Source organism: Fibrobacter sp. UWB15 (assembly GCF_900177705.1).
Lineage (GTDB): Bacteria > Fibrobacterota > Fibrobacteria > Fibrobacterales > Fibrobacteraceae > Fibrobacter.
The window spans coordinates 85,027-104,175 of sequence record NZ_FXBA01000006.1 but is presented as its reverse complement, the minus strand read 5'-3'; the positions used below and the strand labels follow the sequence as shown (position 1 = coordinate 104,175).

The 19,149-nt window shown below is 51.3% G+C and carries 15 protein-coding genes; 7 read left to right on the top strand and 8 right to left on the bottom strand.

Features of this window, described 5'->3' with window-relative positions; all coding sequences use genetic code 11:
• Positions 1–8: 8 nt before the first annotated feature.
• Positions 9–572 carry a guanylate kinase gene (gene gmk / locus B9Y58_RS09940; RefSeq protein WP_072800505.1) on the top strand — a complete coding sequence of 188 codons (564 nt, stop codon included), beginning with the start codon at positions 9–11 and terminating at the stop codon, positions 570–572.
• Here gmk and B9Y58_RS09935 read toward each other — a convergent pair.
• Both B9Y58_RS09935 and B9Y58_RS09930 read right to left on the bottom strand, forming a co-directional pair.
• Entirely contained in the window at positions 569–1,528 is a 960-nt protein-coding gene (locus tag B9Y58_RS09935; protein ID WP_073056094.1) for an L-threonylcarbamoyladenylate synthase, read from the bottom strand. The two genes, gmk and B9Y58_RS09935, sit on opposite strands and share 4 nt — an antisense overlap.
• 156 nt (positions 1,529–1,684) lie before the next feature.
• Complete coding sequence (locus B9Y58_RS09930; protein ID WP_085534917.1) at positions 1,685–4,579, bottom strand: DUF349 domain-containing protein; 2,895 nt, start codon at positions 4,577–4,579, stop codon at positions 1,685–1,687.
• 127 nt (positions 4,580–4,706) lie between these two features.
• On the opposite strand from B9Y58_RS09930, the gene priA reads away from it, so the two are divergent.
• Entirely contained in the window at positions 4,707–6,746 is a 2,040-nt protein-coding gene (gene priA, locus B9Y58_RS09925; RefSeq protein WP_085534916.1) for a replication restart helicase PriA, read from the top strand.
• On the opposite strand, the gene B9Y58_RS09920 is transcribed toward priA, so the two are convergent.
• Both B9Y58_RS09920 and B9Y58_RS09915 read right to left on the bottom strand, forming a co-directional pair.
• Positions 6,747–7,472 (bottom strand): M15 family metallopeptidase, encoded by a 726-nt coding sequence (locus tag B9Y58_RS09920; protein ID WP_083532283.1) that lies wholly within the window; start codon positions 7,470–7,472, stop codon positions 6,747–6,749.
• A gap of 113 nt (positions 7,473–7,585) precedes the next feature.
• Complete coding sequence (locus B9Y58_RS09915; RefSeq protein WP_073055964.1) at positions 7,586–9,946, bottom strand: peptidase associated/transthyretin-like domain-containing protein; 2,361 nt, start codon at positions 9,944–9,946, stop codon at positions 7,586–7,588.
• Between the two features lie 104 nt (positions 9,947–10,050).
• On the opposite strand from B9Y58_RS09915, the gene B9Y58_RS09910 reads away from it, so the two are divergent.
• From B9Y58_RS09910 to B9Y58_RS09900, 4 genes are all read left to right on the top strand, one after another.
• Positions 10,051–10,812, top strand: coding sequence for a nitrilase-related carbon-nitrogen hydrolase (locus tag B9Y58_RS09910; RefSeq protein WP_158278346.1), 762 nt, complete (start codon positions 10,051–10,053; stop codon positions 10,810–10,812).
• A gap of 216 nt (positions 10,813–11,028) precedes the next feature.
• The gene (locus B9Y58_RS15040) at positions 11,029–11,160 is read left to right on the top strand and encodes a hypothetical protein (protein WP_255370611.1); all 132 of its coding nucleotides are present in this window, start codon (positions 11,029–11,031) and stop codon (positions 11,158–11,160) included.
• 17 nt (positions 11,161–11,177) lie between these two features.
• Positions 11,178–11,531, top strand: coding sequence for a hypothetical protein (locus tag B9Y58_RS09905; protein WP_073055961.1), 354 nt, complete (start codon positions 11,178–11,180; stop codon positions 11,529–11,531).
• 45 nt (positions 11,532–11,576) lie between these two features.
• Positions 11,577–12,821: a phosphotransferase gene (locus B9Y58_RS09900; RefSeq protein ID WP_073055960.1), complete on the top strand. Its 1,245-nt coding sequence runs from the start codon at positions 11,577–11,579 to the stop codon at positions 12,819–12,821.
• Here the strand turns inward: B9Y58_RS09900 and queA are convergent.
• The 4 genes from queA to gltX form a co-directional block, all read right to left on the bottom strand.
• Complete coding sequence (queA, locus tag B9Y58_RS09895; protein WP_073055958.1) at positions 12,818–13,864, bottom strand: tRNA preQ1(34) S-adenosylmethionine ribosyltransferase-isomerase QueA; 1,047 nt, start codon at positions 13,862–13,864, stop codon at positions 12,818–12,820. The genes B9Y58_RS09900 and queA overlap by 4 nt on opposite strands.
• A gap of 1 nt (position 13,865) precedes the next feature.
• The gene (locus tag B9Y58_RS09890) at positions 13,866–14,849 is read right to left on the bottom strand and encodes a helix-turn-helix transcriptional regulator (RefSeq protein ID WP_073055956.1); all 984 of its coding nucleotides are present in this window, start codon (positions 14,847–14,849) and stop codon (positions 13,866–13,868) included.
• A 9-nt stretch (positions 14,850–14,858) separates the two neighbouring features.
• Positions 14,859–16,031 (bottom strand): BON domain-containing protein, encoded by a 1,173-nt coding sequence (locus B9Y58_RS09885; protein ID WP_158278345.1) that lies wholly within the window; start codon positions 16,029–16,031, stop codon positions 14,859–14,861.
• A 65-nt stretch (positions 16,032–16,096) separates the two neighbouring features.
• Positions 16,097–17,569 carry a glutamate--tRNA ligase gene (gene gltX / locus B9Y58_RS09880; protein ID WP_073055952.1) on the bottom strand — a complete coding sequence of 491 codons (1,473 nt, stop codon included), beginning with the start codon at positions 17,567–17,569 and terminating at the stop codon, positions 16,097–16,099.
• A gap of 118 nt (positions 17,570–17,687) precedes the next feature.
• Between gltX and B9Y58_RS09875 the strand changes: the two genes are divergently transcribed.
• The gene (locus tag B9Y58_RS09875; protein ID WP_073055950.1) at positions 17,688–19,130 is read left to right on the top strand and encodes an alanine/glycine:cation symporter family protein; all 1,443 of its coding nucleotides are present in this window, start codon (positions 17,688–17,690) and stop codon (positions 19,128–19,130) included.
• The last annotated feature ends 19 nt before the right edge of the window (positions 19,131–19,149 follow it).

The window sequence follows — 19,149 nt, the reverse complement described above, 5'->3', positions numbered from 1 at the left end:
AAGTTTTTATGAAGAACAAACTTTTTGTGATGAGTGCCGCTAGCGGCGCAGGCAAGACCACCCTCAAGGATTTGGTCATCAAGGATTTTCCGGACATCAAGTATTCTATTTCGGCAACCACCCGCAAACCGCGCGAAGGCGAAGTCGACGGAGTCCATTATTTCTTCAAGACGAAAGAAGAATTCGAAAAGCTCATCAAGGAAGATGGCTTGATCGAATGGAACGAAGTCCACGGCAATTACTACGGTACGCCCAAGAGCTTTGTCGAGCATACTCTCGCCGAAGGCAACCGCGTGTTGTTCGACCTCGACGTTTTCGGCAAAGTGAATTTTGACAAGGTCTACCCCGACGCTACGGGCATTCTGATTTTGCCGCCGAGCGAAGAAGAACTTGAAAAGCGTCTTCGCGGACGCGGTACCGACAGCGAAGAAGTGATTCAGCTCCGCCTTGCAAACGCCAAGAAAGAAATGGAATTTGCAAAGACAAAGGGCAAGTACGAATACGTCATCATCAACGACGACTTGCAGCGCGCCGCAGAAGAACTCAGAAACATCCTGAAGAAAAAAGACTAAACCTTGATGCTCGCTCTTTTGAGGCGATCATTCAAGGCCATGCCGACGCCGACATTCGGAATCGGGTCTACCAGAATCAAGTCGTACTTGGGGTCGTCCAAGTCGTGCATGTAGGCGTACAGCTTGGCTGTCGCCTCTAGCATATTGCCCGATTCCGACAGATTCAACGTCGCAGGAATCACGCCGGGGTGATTGCCGAAGGCAATCCGCACGCAGTGTTCCGGAAGCGTAAAGCCAGCAGGAATTTCACCATAGAGCAGCGGAACCTGCGGGCGGTAGTGCGTATCGCACTGCCCCGGCGCTAGCATAGCTTGCCCCGGCTTAGAGGTCGATTCCTTAATTTTCACATCACCGATGACTTTTGCAATCATCTCGGGCGTTACAGCACCCGGGCGAAGCACCGTCGGCTCGCCCACCAGCGACACAATCGTACTTTCCACGCCCACGTCGCAGGGGCCACCATCCACGATGCCCGCAAGGCCGCGGTCGGCGAGCTGAGCAGCCACATGTTCCGCCGTCGTCGGGCTCACATGCTTGAACAAGTTCGCACTCGGAGCCGCAAGAGGCACGCCGGCCTTCCAAATAATTTCTTGCGCCACCGGGTGGCTCGGAAACCTCACCGCTACAGACGGGAGCCCGCTGGTACACAAATCCGGAATGCATTCCTTCTTGGGTAGAATCATCGTCATCGGGCCCGGCCAATAGGCCTTCGCCAACGCATACGCCGCATCGGGAATATTTTCGGCAACATCAGCCAACTGCGAAATTTCGCAAATGTGAACAATCAGCGGATCAAAAGTCGGGCGTTCCTTAATCGCAAAAATCTGCGCCAGGGCCGACGGCAAATAAGCATTACCCGCAAGGCCGTAAACAGTCTCGGTCGGAATCGCAACCACCTGTCCATCGTGGAGCAGGCGCGCGGCATCGTCAATACTTGTCCAAGGAGGAAATTGCATTTTCAATTCAGAATTAAGAATTCAGATTTCAGATTTAAAAATAGAAAAAATTCATTGTTCGCATAAAAAAAGAGAACAGCACATTGCTATCCTCTTTTTAATTATGATTTCACATTCAATAATAATTCCGAATTCAGAAATCCGGCTTCAGAACTATTATGCTTCTGCCGGAACCGCTGCAGCAGCCGGAGTTTCTTCCTTGTCCTTGCGGCCAAAGGCAAACACCTTGTCGCAAGCGGAATTGAAGCGCTGCCAGGTCTTTTCGGAATGCTCGCGAGGCACAGCACCCACTTCCTTCCACAATCGACGCAAGTGCTTCACCTTGTTCATCGAGGCACCGACAGTCTGTTCGTTCAAGTCAGTGAGCAAGTCTTCGGCCTGTTCGCAGAGCAACAGCTTTTTCTGCAAGTTGTTCTGGCGAGCCTGTTCCTGAATGTCGAGCTGATCGCGGCGGCGGGTAAAGAAGTCATCGCAGGCTTCACGGAACTTCTTGTAAAGATCCATATCTTCGATACCGCAGAATCCAAGTTCACGCCATTCCTTCTGGAGTTCACGAACCGCGTCTGCAAGCTGGTTAGAGCCTGCACTTTCGGCAAACTGGCGAACCTTATCGATCATGGCATTCTTCTTTTCCTTGATTACGTCAAGACCCTGAGCCAAGGTCGAATCGGCGTGTGCGAGGCGTTCGAGAATCTTGTTGTAAACCGTATTGTAGCGGTTGCTGATGGATTCAATCGCTTCCTTCGGAACCATGCCTGCGGCCTTCCATTCTGCTTCCACGGCCTTCAGTTCTTCAAGAGAACCCTGACCGGCAGCTTCCATAGCTTCCAGCTTTTCACACAAAGCGTTCTTGGCATCCAGATTCTTCTGTTTCGAAGCATCCATTTCTTCAAAGTGGGCGCGTTTCTTTTCAAAGAAACTGTCGCAAGCGGTACGGAAGCGATTCCAGATTTCATCGGACTTGCTCTTCGGCACAGGACCCACGGCCTTCCAAGATTCTTGGAGCTGTTTTAATTTGTTCGAAGTAACATTCCAGTCATTGGATTCCTTGAGGGCTTCAGCTTCCATGCAAAGCGCCACCTTCTTTTCGTAGTTAGCTTCGCGGTTTTCGTCTTCGGCTTTCAGGTTTTCTTTATGCTGAGCATAGTAAGCAGCAGTCGCCGCCTTAAAGCGTTCAGCAAGGGTTGCCACATTTTCCTTGGGAACCATGCCAATCGATTTCCACTGTTCCTGGATTTCCTGCATGGCCTTGTACTTGTCCTTCCAGAACATTTCCGTGTTCTTGACAAGTTCTTCAATCTTCACGCAAAGGGCTTCCTTGTCGGCCAAGTTCTTCTGGCGTTCCGCATTCATCTCTTCGATAAAGCCGGCGCAGTTTTCCTTAATCTTTTCGTAGTTGCTCTGGAAGTGGTCGCGATATTCCTGCAGCTTGGCAGCAGAGATAGGTCCGATTTCTTTCCAGCGATTCGTAATGTCTTTAAGCTTGGCAAGAACAGCCTGGCTACCTTCTTCCTTGGTCAATGCATCCATTTCAAGGAGCAGGTCATCGCGGTCCTTTTCGTTATGCCAGTTTTCCCACTGTTGCATTTCCTGGAAACGTGCAGTTGCCGCCTTGTATTCCTGCCACAAGTCGTGATACTTGAACTTGTTTTCGCCCACGATTTCTTTCCACTGCTGGTAGAATTCGCGAACCTTCTTGTTCAAGTCACGGAAATCTTCGTTTTCGTCGAGGGCCTTTACCTTTTCGATAATAGCCTTGAGCTTTTCGGAATTGGCTTCGAAACGCTTCTGGGAATCTTCTTCGTATGCAGAGATCTTGTTAGAGAGCGTGTTGCGAAGTCCGTTGTAAGACTGCAACATCGGGTCTTCGCCTTCCAACAGCGGAAGCTTTTCCCATTCACGCACAATGGCGTGCAAATGCTTCTTGGTCATGTCGTTCACGTCGGTATCAGCCAAGGCCTTAAGGCGTTCCAGCAGTTCCGGTCGCACCGATTCGTCGGTCGCTTCGGGCACGTCCACCACAACTTCTTTAACCTTACGCAAATCCTGCACCTTGAAGGTGGCATTGTTGTAGCGCTTGGTCCAAGCGGAATCCATCAGGGACTTGCTTTCGGCACATTCAGCGAGAATGGCATCCACACGTTCGGCGTTGTCTGCCACCTTGTTTTCAGAAATCAATGTTTCGAGTTCTTCAAGAGCCGCCGTGAGAGAGGCAATCTTTGCCTGCTTTTCGGCTTCGGCCTTTTCGGCAGCGATGCGTGCGGCATCGGCTTCGTCGCAGAACTTCTTGAAGCTTGCATAGACTTCGTCAATCGTCGCCTGCTTGTCGCCCATGCCAAGCTTTGCGGCTTCTTCCATCAAAGATTCAAACTGAGCCTTGACAGAGAGGGGTTCCTTCTGCGCAGCCAAGAAATGAGCTTGCTGTACAAGAGCTTCGCGCTTGCTTGCCAAGAGTTCGGCCGCCTTCTTACCGTTGTCTTCAGCTTCTTTTCTTGCACGGATTCGTTCACTTGCAGCCTTACGAACTTCGGGCTGCCTGGAGTTCTTTGCGATATCCTGGAGCAAGGAGTCGGAGGTCACCTTGCGTGCAGCGGACATAGCGATGTCTTCATCCAAGTCGCGGTTAGCGGCAAGGGCCAGGACCGACTGCTTGGTACAAATCTTTACGAGTTCGGCACGAACGAGACCTGCGGTGTTCACACCCTTGAGCAAGTCTTCGGCATAGTGCGTATCCTTAAGGTCTTGCAGATAAGCGAGATCCTCGGCACTCGGTTGAGCCTCGGTTTTAAGTTTCTTGACCACTTCTTCCAAATAACGAGTCTTAGCCGTGCGCTTCACATCTTCGTCGGAATCACGTTCTGAAATCTTTTTCAGAGTAGCAATGATGGACAACTTCTTTACGGCTGCAATCCTTACAGAAGCATCGGTATCGGACTCGGCAATACGTTCCAGGACATCCTGGTTGTCCGCACCCAATTCAGCGATTGCTTCCAGTCGCTTTTCGGGGTTGGAATTTTGCCACTTCGGTTTAAAGGCGTCAAATAAGCTCATAGAGATCTCCAATAGTATGGCAACTCCCAAAGGGGATTTGCATACTATAATCTAACAAAAAAAGTTTTTTGAAACAAAAAAGATTGTAAAATAGGCGCTTTTTGCGGTATTAACTATCTTTTAGCCCGTGACAAAACGAATCCCAAAACTTAGCGCCCCCGAAGAGATTCATCAGAAGCTCAAATCCGAATTGTTAACGGATTTTTGCGAAGTGTACATTCCCATGGCGCCCGACGTATACACCTACGGAGTGCCCGCCGGAGTAAGCCTTTGCCGCGGAGACGTTGTATGGGTTCAGTTTGCCACCCGTAAAAAGCCGACCCTCGCCGTGGTCGCACGCGTCCACCAGGACCGCCCCAAGTTTGATGTGCGCCCCGCTTACCCGCACCAGTCCGGCTACCGCTTTAGCGAACGTTATATGGAATCGCTCGAATGGACGGCGCGGTATTACATTAGTACCCCCATGAAGGCGCTATTCGTCTTCTGGCCCGCCGATTTCGAGAAGTACCTGGACGCACTCGCCGCAGACAGTAGACAGTCGGAAGTAGACAGTAGACAGTCTACCCCAGTAGCGCCGGCGTTGACTCCCGAACAAACTAACGCATTCAATACGCTCTGCGAAGAATTGGACAAAGACGGATTTCGAGGCGTATTGCTTCACGGCGTTACAGGTTCGGGAAAGACCCGCGTTTACCAGGAGCTCGCCCGCGAAGCCTTGAAGCGCCAGAAGAAAGTTTTAATCCTCGTGCCCGAAATCGGGCTCACGCCGCAAACGCGCAAGCGCTTCGAAGATTTCCTGCAAGTCCCGATTGTGGTTTTGCATTCCGCACTTTCGGCGCCCAAGAAACGCGAAGGCTACGTCTCGATTTTGAAGGGCGACGCACAGGTGGTTCTCGGCACCCGCAGCGCAATTCTTGCGCCGTTCGATTTCGACCTCGTGATTCTCGACGAAGAACACGATTCCTCTTTCAAGCAGCAGGACCCGGCGCCGCGTTACCATACCCGCGAAATGGCATTCCACTTGGCGTACAAGTACGGCGCCCTCGTGGTGCTAGGTAGTGCCACGCCGAGTCTTGAAACATTCAACAACGCGAAAGCGAACAACTTAAAGACGGTTACGCTCAAGGAACGCGCCACACAGGCGCCGCTTCCGAAGGTACAAATTGTCGACATGGGCAAGATGCGCCAGCAAAAGGGCATTCTCTTGTCGCCCGCGCTCCGCGAAGCATTGACCGATTGCATCGAACGTGGCGATCAGGCGATTATCCTCATGAACCGCCGCGGATTTTCGAAGATGCGCGTGTGTACCGAATGTGGCGAAACGCTTTACTGCAAACACTGTCATATTCCACTAGTGTACCATAAGCAATACCGCTCGCTCATGTGCCACTACTGCGCCGCCCTTTACCCGGTGAACACACCGTGTAGCGCCTGCGGCGCCGAAACTTACGAGTTTGTGGGCGGCGCGATCGAGATGCTCGAAGACGAAATCAAGGAATGGATTCCGAATGCGAAAGTGATTCGCATGGACCGCGACACCACGCAGAATGTAGGCGCGAGCGAAAAAATTCTCGATGCGTTCCGCAATCGCGAATACAATGTTCTGATTGGAACGCAGATGGTCGCCAAGGGCCACGACTTCCCGGGTGTGCAATTAGTCGGGGTCGTTGGCGCCGATAGCGGGCTTGGCATTCCCGATTTCCGCTCTACCGAAAGACTTTTCCAACTGCTGAGCCAGACTGCAGGGCGCGCGGGTCGCGCCGGCGGCGAAGGCCTGGTACTTATCCAGACACTCAAGCCGTCTGAACCCGTGATGCAGTTCGCCGTGAACCACGACTTCATCGGATTTGCCAACAAGGAAATGGAAGACCGACGCGCCGCCTTCTACCCGCCCTTCTGCAAACTCGTCGAAATCAGCTGCGGCAGCCGCGACGAAGATCTTTTGCGCCACACCATGGAGCGCCTGGAATCACTTCTGCGCGCCGACAAGAAACTCATGGTGCTCGGCCCTGTGGACGCCTTCGTGCCCGTCGTGCAAAACGTACATTGGGCAAAGTTCTACATCAAGACTCAAGACCTCGCCCCCATGCGCAAAATTCTGCACCCCATCATCAACGGCGCCAAGCCCTGGGTGCAAAACGTAGAGATTAAAGTCGAGATTGAATAATTATAGTGGGAACTTCGGGTAGTTTTCGCGTACATATTTGCTGGGGTAAGCATTAAAATGCCACCACTCGCTGCCGAGCGGCACCCAGCCCGCCCCCTTCATAATCTTGCGGAGCTTGTTGCGGTTATCCACTTGTTCCTGCGTAAGCCTGCCGCTCTTTAAAGCTTCCGCTTCGCCGACTTCGCCCGCGCAGCGTTCAAAAGAATCAAAGTCCGTGCCCATGTCAAGCAAGTTGCCATCGGCATCGGTAATGCTCAAATCCAGCGCCAAGCCAAAGTTATGGAGCCCGCCCGTGGCCGGCGAAGACACATATGCCGAATAAGGCGTTCCGCGCACAGTCTTTCGCAAAGCCTCCTGCGCATACAGCGGCCGCGACGCATCAAAAATCACAAGCTCGGAACCCGGCATTTCACGTTCCATAATTTTCACAGCCTTGCGGAGTTTTGCCGCGGCATCTTTATGCACAAAGGCTCGCTGCACGCCACAGTACAAATCATGCCCCGTCACGTTCTCGAAGGTGGCGTAGCGCAAGTCCATACGCACACCCTTCAGGCGAGTGATTTCTACCATGTTGGAATCGTTCGTGGCAAATTCAATCCACTTCTTTACCGAAGAACAATAGCGCAAGGGCTTTCCGGGCCTAGGCGGCACAAACAGGGAATCCGTCTCATGCGCAAAGCAAAACGACCCCCAAAAGAACAACAAAGTTACTAGAAATTTTTTCATCCTTAATTCTTTCTAGATTCTTCGGCTCCGCTCAGGACGACACTCTTCGCATTTTACTCAAAGCCCAAAGGGAGCAACGCGACCGAGCTCTCACCTCAAAGCGAAGCGACCTATTAAATCCCGAGTTGCACTTCCACGCCAAATTGCACGTACAGGCCCATTCCCTTAGCCATGAAGGGAACCAGGTCATAGCCGTCATTGGAATCGTCGTTGTTGTCTTGAGTTACCCAAGAACGTTCACGGCCGTTTTCGCTACCCAAGAACTTCAGAGCGTCTACATCGAGATTTGCAAAGATATTGTCCACTTCTACGTAGAAGCGAGCGCTTCTAAAGAAAGCATTCTTGCCTACCAAATCCAGGTTCACGCGGGCATCGGTACGGAACATATCCGTAAACTTGTTCAAGTCCTTCAGACGGCGAGATCCATTGGTATGGTCCTTGATATCCGAAGGCATGATTTCGTAGTAGTACAGCGGACGGTGCAGGGCAGCATGGTGAGTCACGATCACCGAGATAATGGAGTCCTTGCGCGGGTAATAACGGAAGTGAGACAATATGTCCAAACGGGAATTGGCTTCCCAAGGCAGAGAGTTGCCACCGTCCAGTTCGTATTCACCGTAAATGGAACTGATGTTCGACGCCATGGAAAAATGGTGAGAAGTCTTCAGTTCCACCGTACCCGAGACACCAGCCACCCAAGCATAATCAACGGGAGTTACATCATTGTATTGGGCATAAGCCTTGGGCATCGGCAAAAGCGGATCCGGATAATAACGGCCAAAGCCGGAACCCTGAGCAACCAGGTACTTGGAGTTGTAACCCAGGCCAAGCTTACCGGACACGCCCGATTCCAGACGGCCCTTCAGTTCGCCGTCATCGTAATAAGGTTTCCAGTCGCTACGGTAGGCGGCATTAGCCACGAATCTCCAGTAGGCGGTGTCGATGCGAGAAAGATTCTGGTCGAAGTCGAGAGAAGCCGTCGGTGCAGCCTTGCCGTTTTCCATGTCCGCAATGGCGCCCACAGAAAGAATCCTCTGAGAAAAATCGCTTTGCCAGTTCATGCGGCTCACGCCCGACCAAACGCCGGCATTGATTTCACCCTTTTCAGTTCCGCCGAAATCCTGGTACTTGCGTTCTACAAGGTGGTGTTCGTAAAGCAAGGCATTGCTCAACTTAGCGCCCAGGATATGTCCATTCTGATTCTTTTCAAGGCCCGCCGTTAAAGTAGTGTGGGTCATATCATAGGCATCGATAAATGTCGCAGCATCCTTGGAGTCTGCAGTGCTGCGGAAACCTGTCGTATCGCGGAGTGTATCACCCAGTTCTTCGCGGACCACGCCTACGTGCCCCGAAATACCGTTACGAGCGTTATATTCGGCGCCCACGACCAAGTACTGTTGCTTGCCTTCGATAATGTCAATCGAGTTCACCTGATCGTACGCAGAAGACGTGTCCTGATGAATGCTGTATTCGTCGGAGCTGTACAAGGTTCGCAACGCCCAAGTGTTACCGCTGCTATCGGAACCGTTGAACTGGGCATACACATCGTAAGCGGACAAGTCAAACGGATCCGAAGACTTCACATTGCAATTGTCGACGCAATCTCCGTCGCGCTTGCGGAATTCCGTAAAGAACTTTTCTCCCAGATTCTTGAGCATTTCATCGTCGAGTCTGCGGAATGCGAAGCGGAAACTATCCCAGAAAAGCCACGGAGCATCGACAACGACTTCTTGCAGTGTAATACCGGCCGTGCCCCTGACACCCCATTCGCCCTTGGTCTGTTCGGGAATGTACTGTACCGAAGTTGCAAGTCCCTGACCGATCGGGCCTTCGCCGTAATGGTCATGAATTTCAATGCCACTCAAAATGTGCGGGTTCACCACCGAGAGGTTTCCGGGAAAGCCTACATCTAAGTGGCGCATATTCGGAACACGCAACCGCCCCAAGTGGTAAGCCACATCGCCTGCACGGGAACCTTCGTAGTAAAGAGCGCTACTAAAATCTTTCTGACCCGAAACACCGGGCATCTGGCTCAAGTGTTCCGTCACGTCGAAACGCATACCGGCAGCATCTTCAAGCTTGTCCAAATTCACCTTACGTTCAAAACTCCACTGCACCTTGTCGCCGCCGCCACCAATCACAGTACTGGTTCCCAGGTTTCGCACGTCAGAGGTAGTCTGCATGGTAACCACCATGTCATAAAGGTCTGCAAAATCTTGCAATTCCACCTGCACGCTGTCAAAGCCGTCTTTCTTGAACAGCAAAATGGCGTTTCTAGAATCTACCGTAAGTTCAAAACGACCATCGGAATCAGTCTCACCCAACTTCTTGCCAGACACATAAGTAATCGCCGCGTTCTTGACGGGCAAATCAGTTTCAGATTCCAGAACCACGCCCACAATCAAGGTCGGGGTCGCAGCAAACAGGAACGTCGCAAAGAACAGGACAAAAACGAGCAGGGAACGAATTCTCATATACCTTAAATTAGAAAATTGAAAAAAACGAGAAATCAGAAGATATTCATTAAAAAAGGATTTTTATTATTTTTTACCCAATGTTAGACGTTTATTTAGTTCAAATGGAAGTCGCCCCCAATGACAAGGCCAAAAACTTTGCCAAGGTTCTCGAACTAACCGCCCAGATTCATAAAAACCAGGACGATCCAGTTCACGGCGTAATCATTCTACCGGAGATGTTTGCCACGGGGTATCTGCCCCTGCACCCCGAATCCGCCGCCGAAGATTTTTCCACCAAGGACTCCGGCGAAACGGCGAAGTTTTTATACCAGCTCGCAGGCAACACCGGCTGCACCGTCATGGGAGCAGGTGTTGCCAAGAATAGCGAACCCGGCATGCAACTATTGAACCACAGCAGCGTCTATTTGCCAGGCAATCCCAATGAATACGCCTGCTACGACAAACGTCAGCCCTTCTTTATGGAACAAGGAAAATTCTGCGCCGGCACAAAAGTTAATTTGTTCAAAATTTCAAGTTGGAACACAGCAGCCACCATTTGCTTTGACCTGCGATTCCCGGAACTTTACCGCGACGCCGTAAAAGCGGGAGCAAGACTCATTACCGTTCAAGCCGCCTGGCCCGCTGCAAGAATTGCTCATTGGAAAACCCTGTTGCAGGCTCGAGCCATCGAAGACCAAGTTTATATTGCCGCCGTCAACTGCACCGGCAACGCCTTAAATGGCGGTAACTCTATGATAGTCAACCCCAAAGGAGACATCATAGCTGCAGCAAATCAAGAAGAAGGCGTCGTTTTTGCTAGAATAGAATCCGCCCCGCAAGAAGAATATCGCACAAAATTCCCCGTTTTGAAGGGAATTTTGTAACAGTGCGTTAACAATCGAGGCATTGCATTTTTTCTGTAATTTATATCACATTTCCCTAAAAAAAGTGAATGGACCTAATTCACGAACTATCAACAAGTTAGGCCCAATATACCCGAAAATACGAAAAAAATTGCATTATTTTTGACATTGAAATGTCAAAAATATATTGTATCTTTATCGTAAGAAACTAAAACGTCTAAACGTGTGAGGTAACATATGTCGAACACAAGCAGACTCCAATACGCCAAGGCTCTCATCAAAGCCGGCATCACTCGCGAGCTGATTCTCAAGATCACTTCGATTTCGAGCTATCAGTATTCCTTGATTCAAAGGGAACTCGCTGCATAGGGATTCGCAAATTGCGAATGGTGTTAGTCATTTCTGCACAGCCCGCCACCTCCAACGAGGAAAGGCAGGCTGTGCTTTTTAGTTGCTTTCGCGACGGCTCCCTTTTAATGGAAGCCAAAGACGGCAAAAAGCCGGCACGTTTTTACCTCAAACCAGGCGACCATTTTCCCTGGGACCAGTTTCTACCCAAGTTGCTTGTCAACTGGCAGCTCAGCGACTACAAGGATATTCCTAAAGAATTCAAGCCGCAAAAAAGGATTCCCGACTTTGTGCTTGAAGGTATTCTCAAAGAGCCTCTCGAAGCCCAGCTCAAGATTTTAGCCACGCTGCGCGCCCAAGGGTACTTTTGCCCCCTCACGGCAAGAAAATAATGTGAAATGTGGATAATCGATAATTAATCATTTTCATTTAACCTCATGATTTTTGATACAATTACGAATAAGCGTTGGTTCATGGGCAAAGGGCAGGCCATCCGCCAAATCAGCGAAATGGACTCTGCCGAAATCGCGGGCGTACAGCTCCAGATTCTTAAAGTCGAATTCGAAAACGGCACATGCGACCTGTACGCCACCATGAACGACGAATCTAAAGCAGGGGCCCTACTCGCCGAAGGTTTCGGAAGCGTTGCCGCAATCCAGGCGTACAAGGCACGCAACGGGTTTTTCAAGTTCCAGCGGTTCGCAGAACTTGACCGCACGTCGCTCGCAACAGCAACCCCGCTAGGTGCCGAGCAGAGCAATTCCGCCTTCTATGTCAAGGGCAAGTCCTTTTTCAAGATGTTCCGCCGTCTACAGGCAGGCATTCACCCCGAACAAGAAATCCTCTCGCAACTGAACGCGACCCATTTTGACGGTGTTCCGCAACTTCTAGGATTCATCGAATATCAAGATTACACCGCAAGTTACGCTATCGGCATTCTCGAAAATCATATCGAAGGCGCTACAAATGCTTGGGATTTAATGGTCCGCACACCGAGCGAGAAAACGCAATCCGGCTGCCAGAACTTTTTTGCAGACGCGGCACTTGAACTCGGGCGCACGACCGCCCAAATGCACAAGGCACTCAAAGATTTAGACGGCACGCCTGTACAGCCCGAAGAAGTCCCCTTCGACAAATTGATGGCTTTACTGCAGGCAAACGGGAAACAGGATTTGGTGGCGCGAGTGGAAACGATTGCGAAAAGCGCAACCGATATAGATTCTATCGCTCCCGTTGGTCGTTCCAGAATGACCGATACCGCCAAGGTACTAGTACCGCAGCGCATTCACGGGGATTATCACTTAGGGCAGTTGCTTTATAAAGACGGCAAGTTTATCGTGCTGGACTTCGAGGGCGAACCTACCCGCACTCTGGAATACAGGCGTAGGCTCCGCTCCCCTGCCGCCGACATAGCCGGCATGCTCCGCAGTTTCGCCTATGCAAGCGCCGTTCGGCAAAACAACGCAACCGAAAAATGCCGCGACTCCGTAGACTTTGAGCATCTCTCCGCCGAAGCCTTCTTGCAAGGCTACAGCCGCGAATCCGGCATTTCCGTTGCACAATTAAAAGAAGAGGCCTCGCCCTATGTACTGGGCAAGGCCATCTACGAAGCTTGTTACGAACTGGAATACAGGCCAGACTGGTTCTGGATTCCAGAAGCCGCCTTAAAAAGCGGACTCTAAAGAATCAGCATTCCATCGCCATAGCTGAAGAGCTTCATCTTGTTCTCGACAGCCATCTTGTAGGCTTCGAGCGTGTTTTCGCGGCCATAGAACGCGGAAACCAGCAAAATGAGGCTGCTCTTCGGCCAGTGGAAATTGGTCAAGAGACCGTCCACAATCTTGTAGCGGTAACCGGGGTAAAAGAATGCGTGCGTCACGCCCGATTGCGCCTTCACGATTCCGTTCGCATCGGCGATCGTCTCGACAACACGTGTACTTGTGGTACCCACCGTTACAATGCGGCCACCTTCACGTTTCGCCTTGTTGATGATGTCGGCGTTTTCGGCGGTGAGTTCGTAATGTTCGCCGTGCATTTTGTGCTGGGTAAAGTCTTCCACCGAAATGTTCTGGAAGGTTCCCGGGCCCACATGCAGCGTGACTTCGGCAACATAAACGCCCTTTGCCTTCAAGGCTTCGAGCATTTCTTCGCTAAAGTGAAGGCTCGCCGTCGGGGCTGCCACCGCACCGGAATACTTCGCAAAAATCGTCTGATAAGCCTTCTTGTCGTCTTCGTCATCGGGGCGGTCAATGTAAGGCGGCAGAGGCACGTGTCCTTCGCGGTTCATCACCGCTTCAAGTTCCACCGGCGTCACCGCAAAACGCAGCACGCGAGCGCCGTCTTCCTTGATGTCTTCGACAACAGTCTTGACACCCGCAATATCGAGCTCGCGACCAACCTTGAACGCCTTGCCCGGGCGTACCTGCGCCTCGTAGCGGGCAGAGCCATCTTCGGCCGGAATCAAGGCCTGCACCAGGAGCGTTTCAACTTCGCCGCCATGCATGGTATGGCCGTACAAACGGGCCGGAATCACCTTGGTGTTGTTTACCACCAGGCAATCGCCCGATTTAAAAAGATTGACAATTTCAGGAGCCTTCAGAATATGGCGTTCACCGCCATCTTTCGGGCAATGCAAAATACGGGTTTTCCCCTTGCCCGCCGTACGGCTGGCAATCAGTTCCTTGGGGAATTCAAAATTATAGTCAGAAAGATTATGCGATTCCATTTTAACGGTCCAATTCGGACAAAGCGTCTTTCAGTTTCTGCTTGACGGATTCCTTAAGCGAAGCCGGTTTCAAGATGCGGACATCCGTAGCAACCCCCATCAGCCAAGAAACAAAGTCCGGCGTAATACGGAGTTTCATGTCCACAATCATATTCTTGTTCTTGTCGTAACGTTTTGAAATTTCAGGGTTAAAGTGGGAACGTTCAAATTGCGTCTGCAGCCACCTGTTTCGAATTTCCAACGTAATGTCTTCAGGTTTGTCCTTTCCCGTGTACTTGCCAAAGGCGTACTTGTAATGCGTCGCTGCATCAAAAACAAACTTCGGCACAGCATGGTTTGTTTCCTGCACGTTCTTGATCTGTTCGAACAGGTAATTCTTGAAGACCTGATTTCCCTTGTCGTCTTCTTCGCCAGCAATTAGGTACAGCGTATCCATTCGCATAATCACCTTGACTGGGTTTACTTCCTTATTTTCATCGACGACTGCAGAATGATCTGTTGCGTGACTATATTGAATCTTGATGGCAAAGCCCTCGTGAATGGCCTTGAGGACCTTATTGACATGCGTCGAATTCAGTTTATCGTCGCTGAACGGGCCATAATCCAGAACATAGTCCGGATCCGTCGTAATGGCATCGGGCTTGAATTCTTCCGGATTTGTCGTCTGCATGACCTTAATCAGCTTGTCCAGCAGCTTGTTCGTCTTGATATCCGCAGCAGAGGTTTCGGACAAGTTTTTCTTGATCTTTTCAAGCTGCTTGACCACGTCCTGATTGAAGTTTGCTTCTTTTTCGGTCTGGATAATATAATAGGTTTCGCCGTTTTCCTTAAACTTACGGAGACCGCAGTTTTCTTCGTTGATCACTTCCAAATGACGGAAAATGGTACGGGGGCCGCAGTTCATAAGGCGAGCCAAGCCATTCACCGTCTGCTTGACTTTCAACTTACTCTTAATCGCATTGATTTTTTCGTAACCGGTTGCCATTGGCACCTCCTATACAATTCTTAATCTATTTTCAATCGACGTCGTCTTGACATTTTTCAAAACAGTTGCAAACGCCAACTCTTTCTGTAGAATGGACTGGACAGAGCCTTCCATCAAAAACCTGCGTTTATTGCAAGACACCCTAATGTTGGCACCACGCAAAAAAGTGCTGGCAGCAAGATCCGCTTCAATCTTTTTGCAAAGCGCCATGTTCACAGGTTCATAAACCTCTGTCACCAGCAAAATCAAATCACGAACACCAGGAATTTCTGCCAAACGGTTTTCCAAATCCTTCGGGCATTCATTCTCATAACAGCAAGCTTCCAACTGGACTTTGCCTTCTACCACACTGAGTTTGCAATCGAACAAGTGCGTTCCCGGCGATTCAATTTGTTCGTACACAGACTTTTCGATCTGGTCATCGGTCACAAAAGGCGACACCAGAACGCGGGTAAAGTCGACACAGCCTCGCACCTTAGGGAGCGCATTCACGCACCGTACCATCGCCCGTCGAATTGATAGGTTATCGACAAGGCCATTCAAGTAAACAATGCCCTGCGCCACCTCGACGGTCACCTTGGAACACTGATCCGGAAAAACCTGAGCCAGTTTGCCCTGCACCACCGTTATCAACTTTTCGTTAGACACGTTTTGAGCCAAGGGCGGAAGGGTGATAAAGACTAAAGTTTTGTCCTTTAACAGTACCACCAACTTATCTTTTTCGCCATCATTCACCAGGCCTACGGCCACACCAAACTGATTGCGAATCGCATGATAAATATAATCGCCCAACAGTGTCTGCGCGCTCTGTATAGGCAACAAGCGATATCCCTCGGGAGATTCTTCATTCTCAATAGCGACTCTAGGCTTTTCAATCTTTTGATCAGGGCCTCCGTCATAATTGACAACAATAATCAACTTTTCAGGAGTCTGGAAAATGCTCTTGACAATTCCCGGCTTGGGCGTTCCCTTGAAATAAACCCAGTTACCCGCCGTAATGCGGTTGTAACCATAGATTTTGGTGTAGTCGTGATTCACATACTCACGATCGCAAAAAACGAACTCGTTCGAAAACGCGACAAACACGGTGCCACATGCATCGCAACAGCATAACAGCGGAATATGCGGATCCATACCCCCAAAGGTCGAATACGCCTCGCGGGCATAGATGCCGTGTTCCACTACCTTCTGGCAGCGGCGGCAAAACAGCCTTTGTGTGTACAACCTATGTGGAAACTGGGATCGCATTATTTCATCAAGGGCATTGCCACGTCAATGCGGCGGAGCACTTCGTCCTTGCCGATGAGTTCGAACATTTCCCAGAGGCCGGGGCCGGCGGTCACGCCAGAGACAGCGAGACGCGGGGCGCCCACGAGTTCACCCACCTTGTGGCCGCAGCGTTCGGCGAGGTCGTAGAAACCCTTCTCGATGACAGGCGTCTTGAAGTCTTCGATGGAAGCGAGCATGTCGCGCACAAGCGTCGCCACTTCCTTGGAGCCTTCGCCAAAGTGCTTCTTGGCGCCCTTCTCATCGTAAGTCGTCGGGGCAACAAAGAAGTACACTGCCATGTCAGCGAGGTCCTGCACAAAGTGGGCGCGGGGCTTCAACTGTTTCACAATTTCGTCGAGGCGAGCTTCGGGTTCCTTCGAGAGGTCGATACCCTTGGCGGCCAGGCCTTCCTTCATGATTCCCTTGAGGAATGCGTCATCGCACAGATGAATGTGCTGGCCGTTCATCCACTGGAGCTTCTTTTCGTCGAAGCTTGCGGACTTCGGGTTGATGCGTTCGAGCGTAAAGCTTTCCACCATTTCCTTGATGGTCATGACTTCGCGGTCGTCGCCCGGATTCCAGCCGAGGAGCGCGAGATAGTTCACGAGAGTCTCCGGCAGGTAGCCGAGGTCGCGGAAATCACCCACGGAGGCGGCACCCTTGCGCTTAGAAAGCTTGCCGCCATTCTTGTCGAGAATCACCGGCAGGTGGCACCATACGGGCGGTTCCCAGCCGAAAGCCTTGTACAAGAGTTCGTGCTTGGGCGTAGAGCTAATCCATTCATCGCCGCGGAGCACGTGGGTCGTACCCATCAGGTGGTCGTCCACGACGCTTGCAAAGTGATAAGTCGGATAACCGTCGCGTTTGATGAGCACGAGGTCGTCCAAAAGTTCGTTCTGGTAGCTGATATGACCGCGGATCATGTCGTCGAATTCGGTGACGCCAGTTTCGGGCACCTTGAAGCGGATCACCGCTTTTTCGCCGGCAGCAATGCGGGCTTCGGCTTCTTCACGGCTGATATTACGGCAGTGACGGTCGTAGCCCGTGACCGGCACGTGTGACTTTTCCTGTTCGGCACGGACTTCCTGCAAGCGTTCTTCGGAGCAGAAACAGTAATAAGCATAGCCCGCATCCAGAAGCTTCTTGATTTCGCGGTGGTAAATGTCCAGGCGCTCGCTCTGGAAATACGGACCGCAGTCGCCTTCACATCCCGGACCTTCGTCCCACTGCAGGCCAAGCCACTTGAGGTCACGCATCAAGTCGTGCAGCGCAGTCTCGTTGTAACGCTTGCGGTCGGTATCTTCGATACGCAGGTAGAACGTGCCACCCATGTGTTTTGCAAAAAAGTAGTTGTAAATAGCGGTGCGCGCACCGCCCACATGCAGGTAACCCGTGGGGCTCGGGGCAAAACGGACGCGGACAGGACGGTTAGAATTGCAATTTTCGCACATAATTTCCTCTTTTGTTTATTCCGTGTCAAAAATTAGCAATTTAAAATGATTCCTGATTCAACTTTTCTATCTTTGGGGCCGTTAATCGAAACAGCCACCCTTTTTTACGGGATTATTCATGGAAACTTTAAATTCCATTTTAGATGCTATTGACGGCTATGTTTGGGGAGTCCCCCTGATTGTCATTATCCTCTTCGTAGGATTCCTGCTCACCATCCGCCTCGGCTGCCTGCAGGTTCTGAACCTACCGAATGCAATTCGCTACATGCTTCACAACGAAAAGGGCGGCGAAGGCGAAGTTTCGAGTTTTGGAGCCCTCTGCACAGCCCTTGCAGCCACAATCGGCACGGGTAACATCGTGGGCGTCGCCACCGCTATCGGTACCGGTGGTCCGGGCGCCCTCTTCTGGATGGAAGTGGCTGCATTCCTCGGCATGGCCACCAAGTATTCCGAAGGCTTGCTCGCCGTAAAGTACCGCACCGTCGACAAAGACAGCAAAGTTTTAGGCGGCCCGTTCTACTACATTGAAACAGGCATCAAGGAACGCTTCGGCTGGAACATGAAATGGCTCGCTGTCATATTCGCCGTATTCGGCATCGGCGCAGGTCTCCTTGGCATTGGCACCATCACTCAGGTGAACGGTATCACCAGCGCCATGGCCCGCCTCACCCCGAACGCCCCTGAATTCATTAACCTCGGTGGCAATTCCGTTTCTTGGACCACCGCCATCGCAGGCCTTTTGGTTACGATTTTTGCAGCAACCGTTATCATCGGCGGCTTAAAGCGCATCGCAAAAGTTTCAACCTACATTGTCCCGATTATGGCGATTGTCTACATTCTCGCCTGCGTGCTCTTGCTGCTTTTGAATTTCGCCCAGATTCCGCTGGCTATCCAGACAATCGTGCAAGCCGCATTCAACCCGAGCGCCATTACCGGCGGTGCCGTCGGCACCATCTTTATTGCCATGCAAAAAGGTATCGCCCGCGGCATCTTCAGTAACGAAGCAGGCCTTGGTTCCGCCCCAATTGCAGCGGCCGCAGCCAAGACCAAGGAACCGGTTCGCCAGGGTCTCGTCTGCATGACCGGCACCTTCTTCGACACCATTATCATTTGTACCATGACTGGCCTTGCCATCGTGGTTTCGGGCGCATGGGATCCGAAGCTCGGTCTCGAAGGCGTGAACATCACTATGGAAGCGTTCTCCCGCGGCCTTGCCATCGTTCCAGCCGGTTCTGTCATCGCACCGTTCTTCCTCGCCATCGCCTTGGTGTTCTTCGCATTCACCACGATTCTTGGCTGGGCATACTATTCCGAAAAGTGCCTGCAGTACTTGATGGGCGGCAAAAACGAAAAGGCCACCCTGATTTACCGCTGGGTCTACATCGCGGCAATCTTTATCGGCCCGTATCTCACGGTAAGTGCCGTATGGACTAGCGCCGACATTTTCAACGGCCTCATGGCGTTCCCGAACCTGGTCGCACTGATTCTCTTGAGCGGAATTGTCTCGAAAGAAACCAAGGATTACCTTGAGCGCCTCCACAACGGCCACGTGGGTGATTAAATTTTAGGGAAAGGAGGAT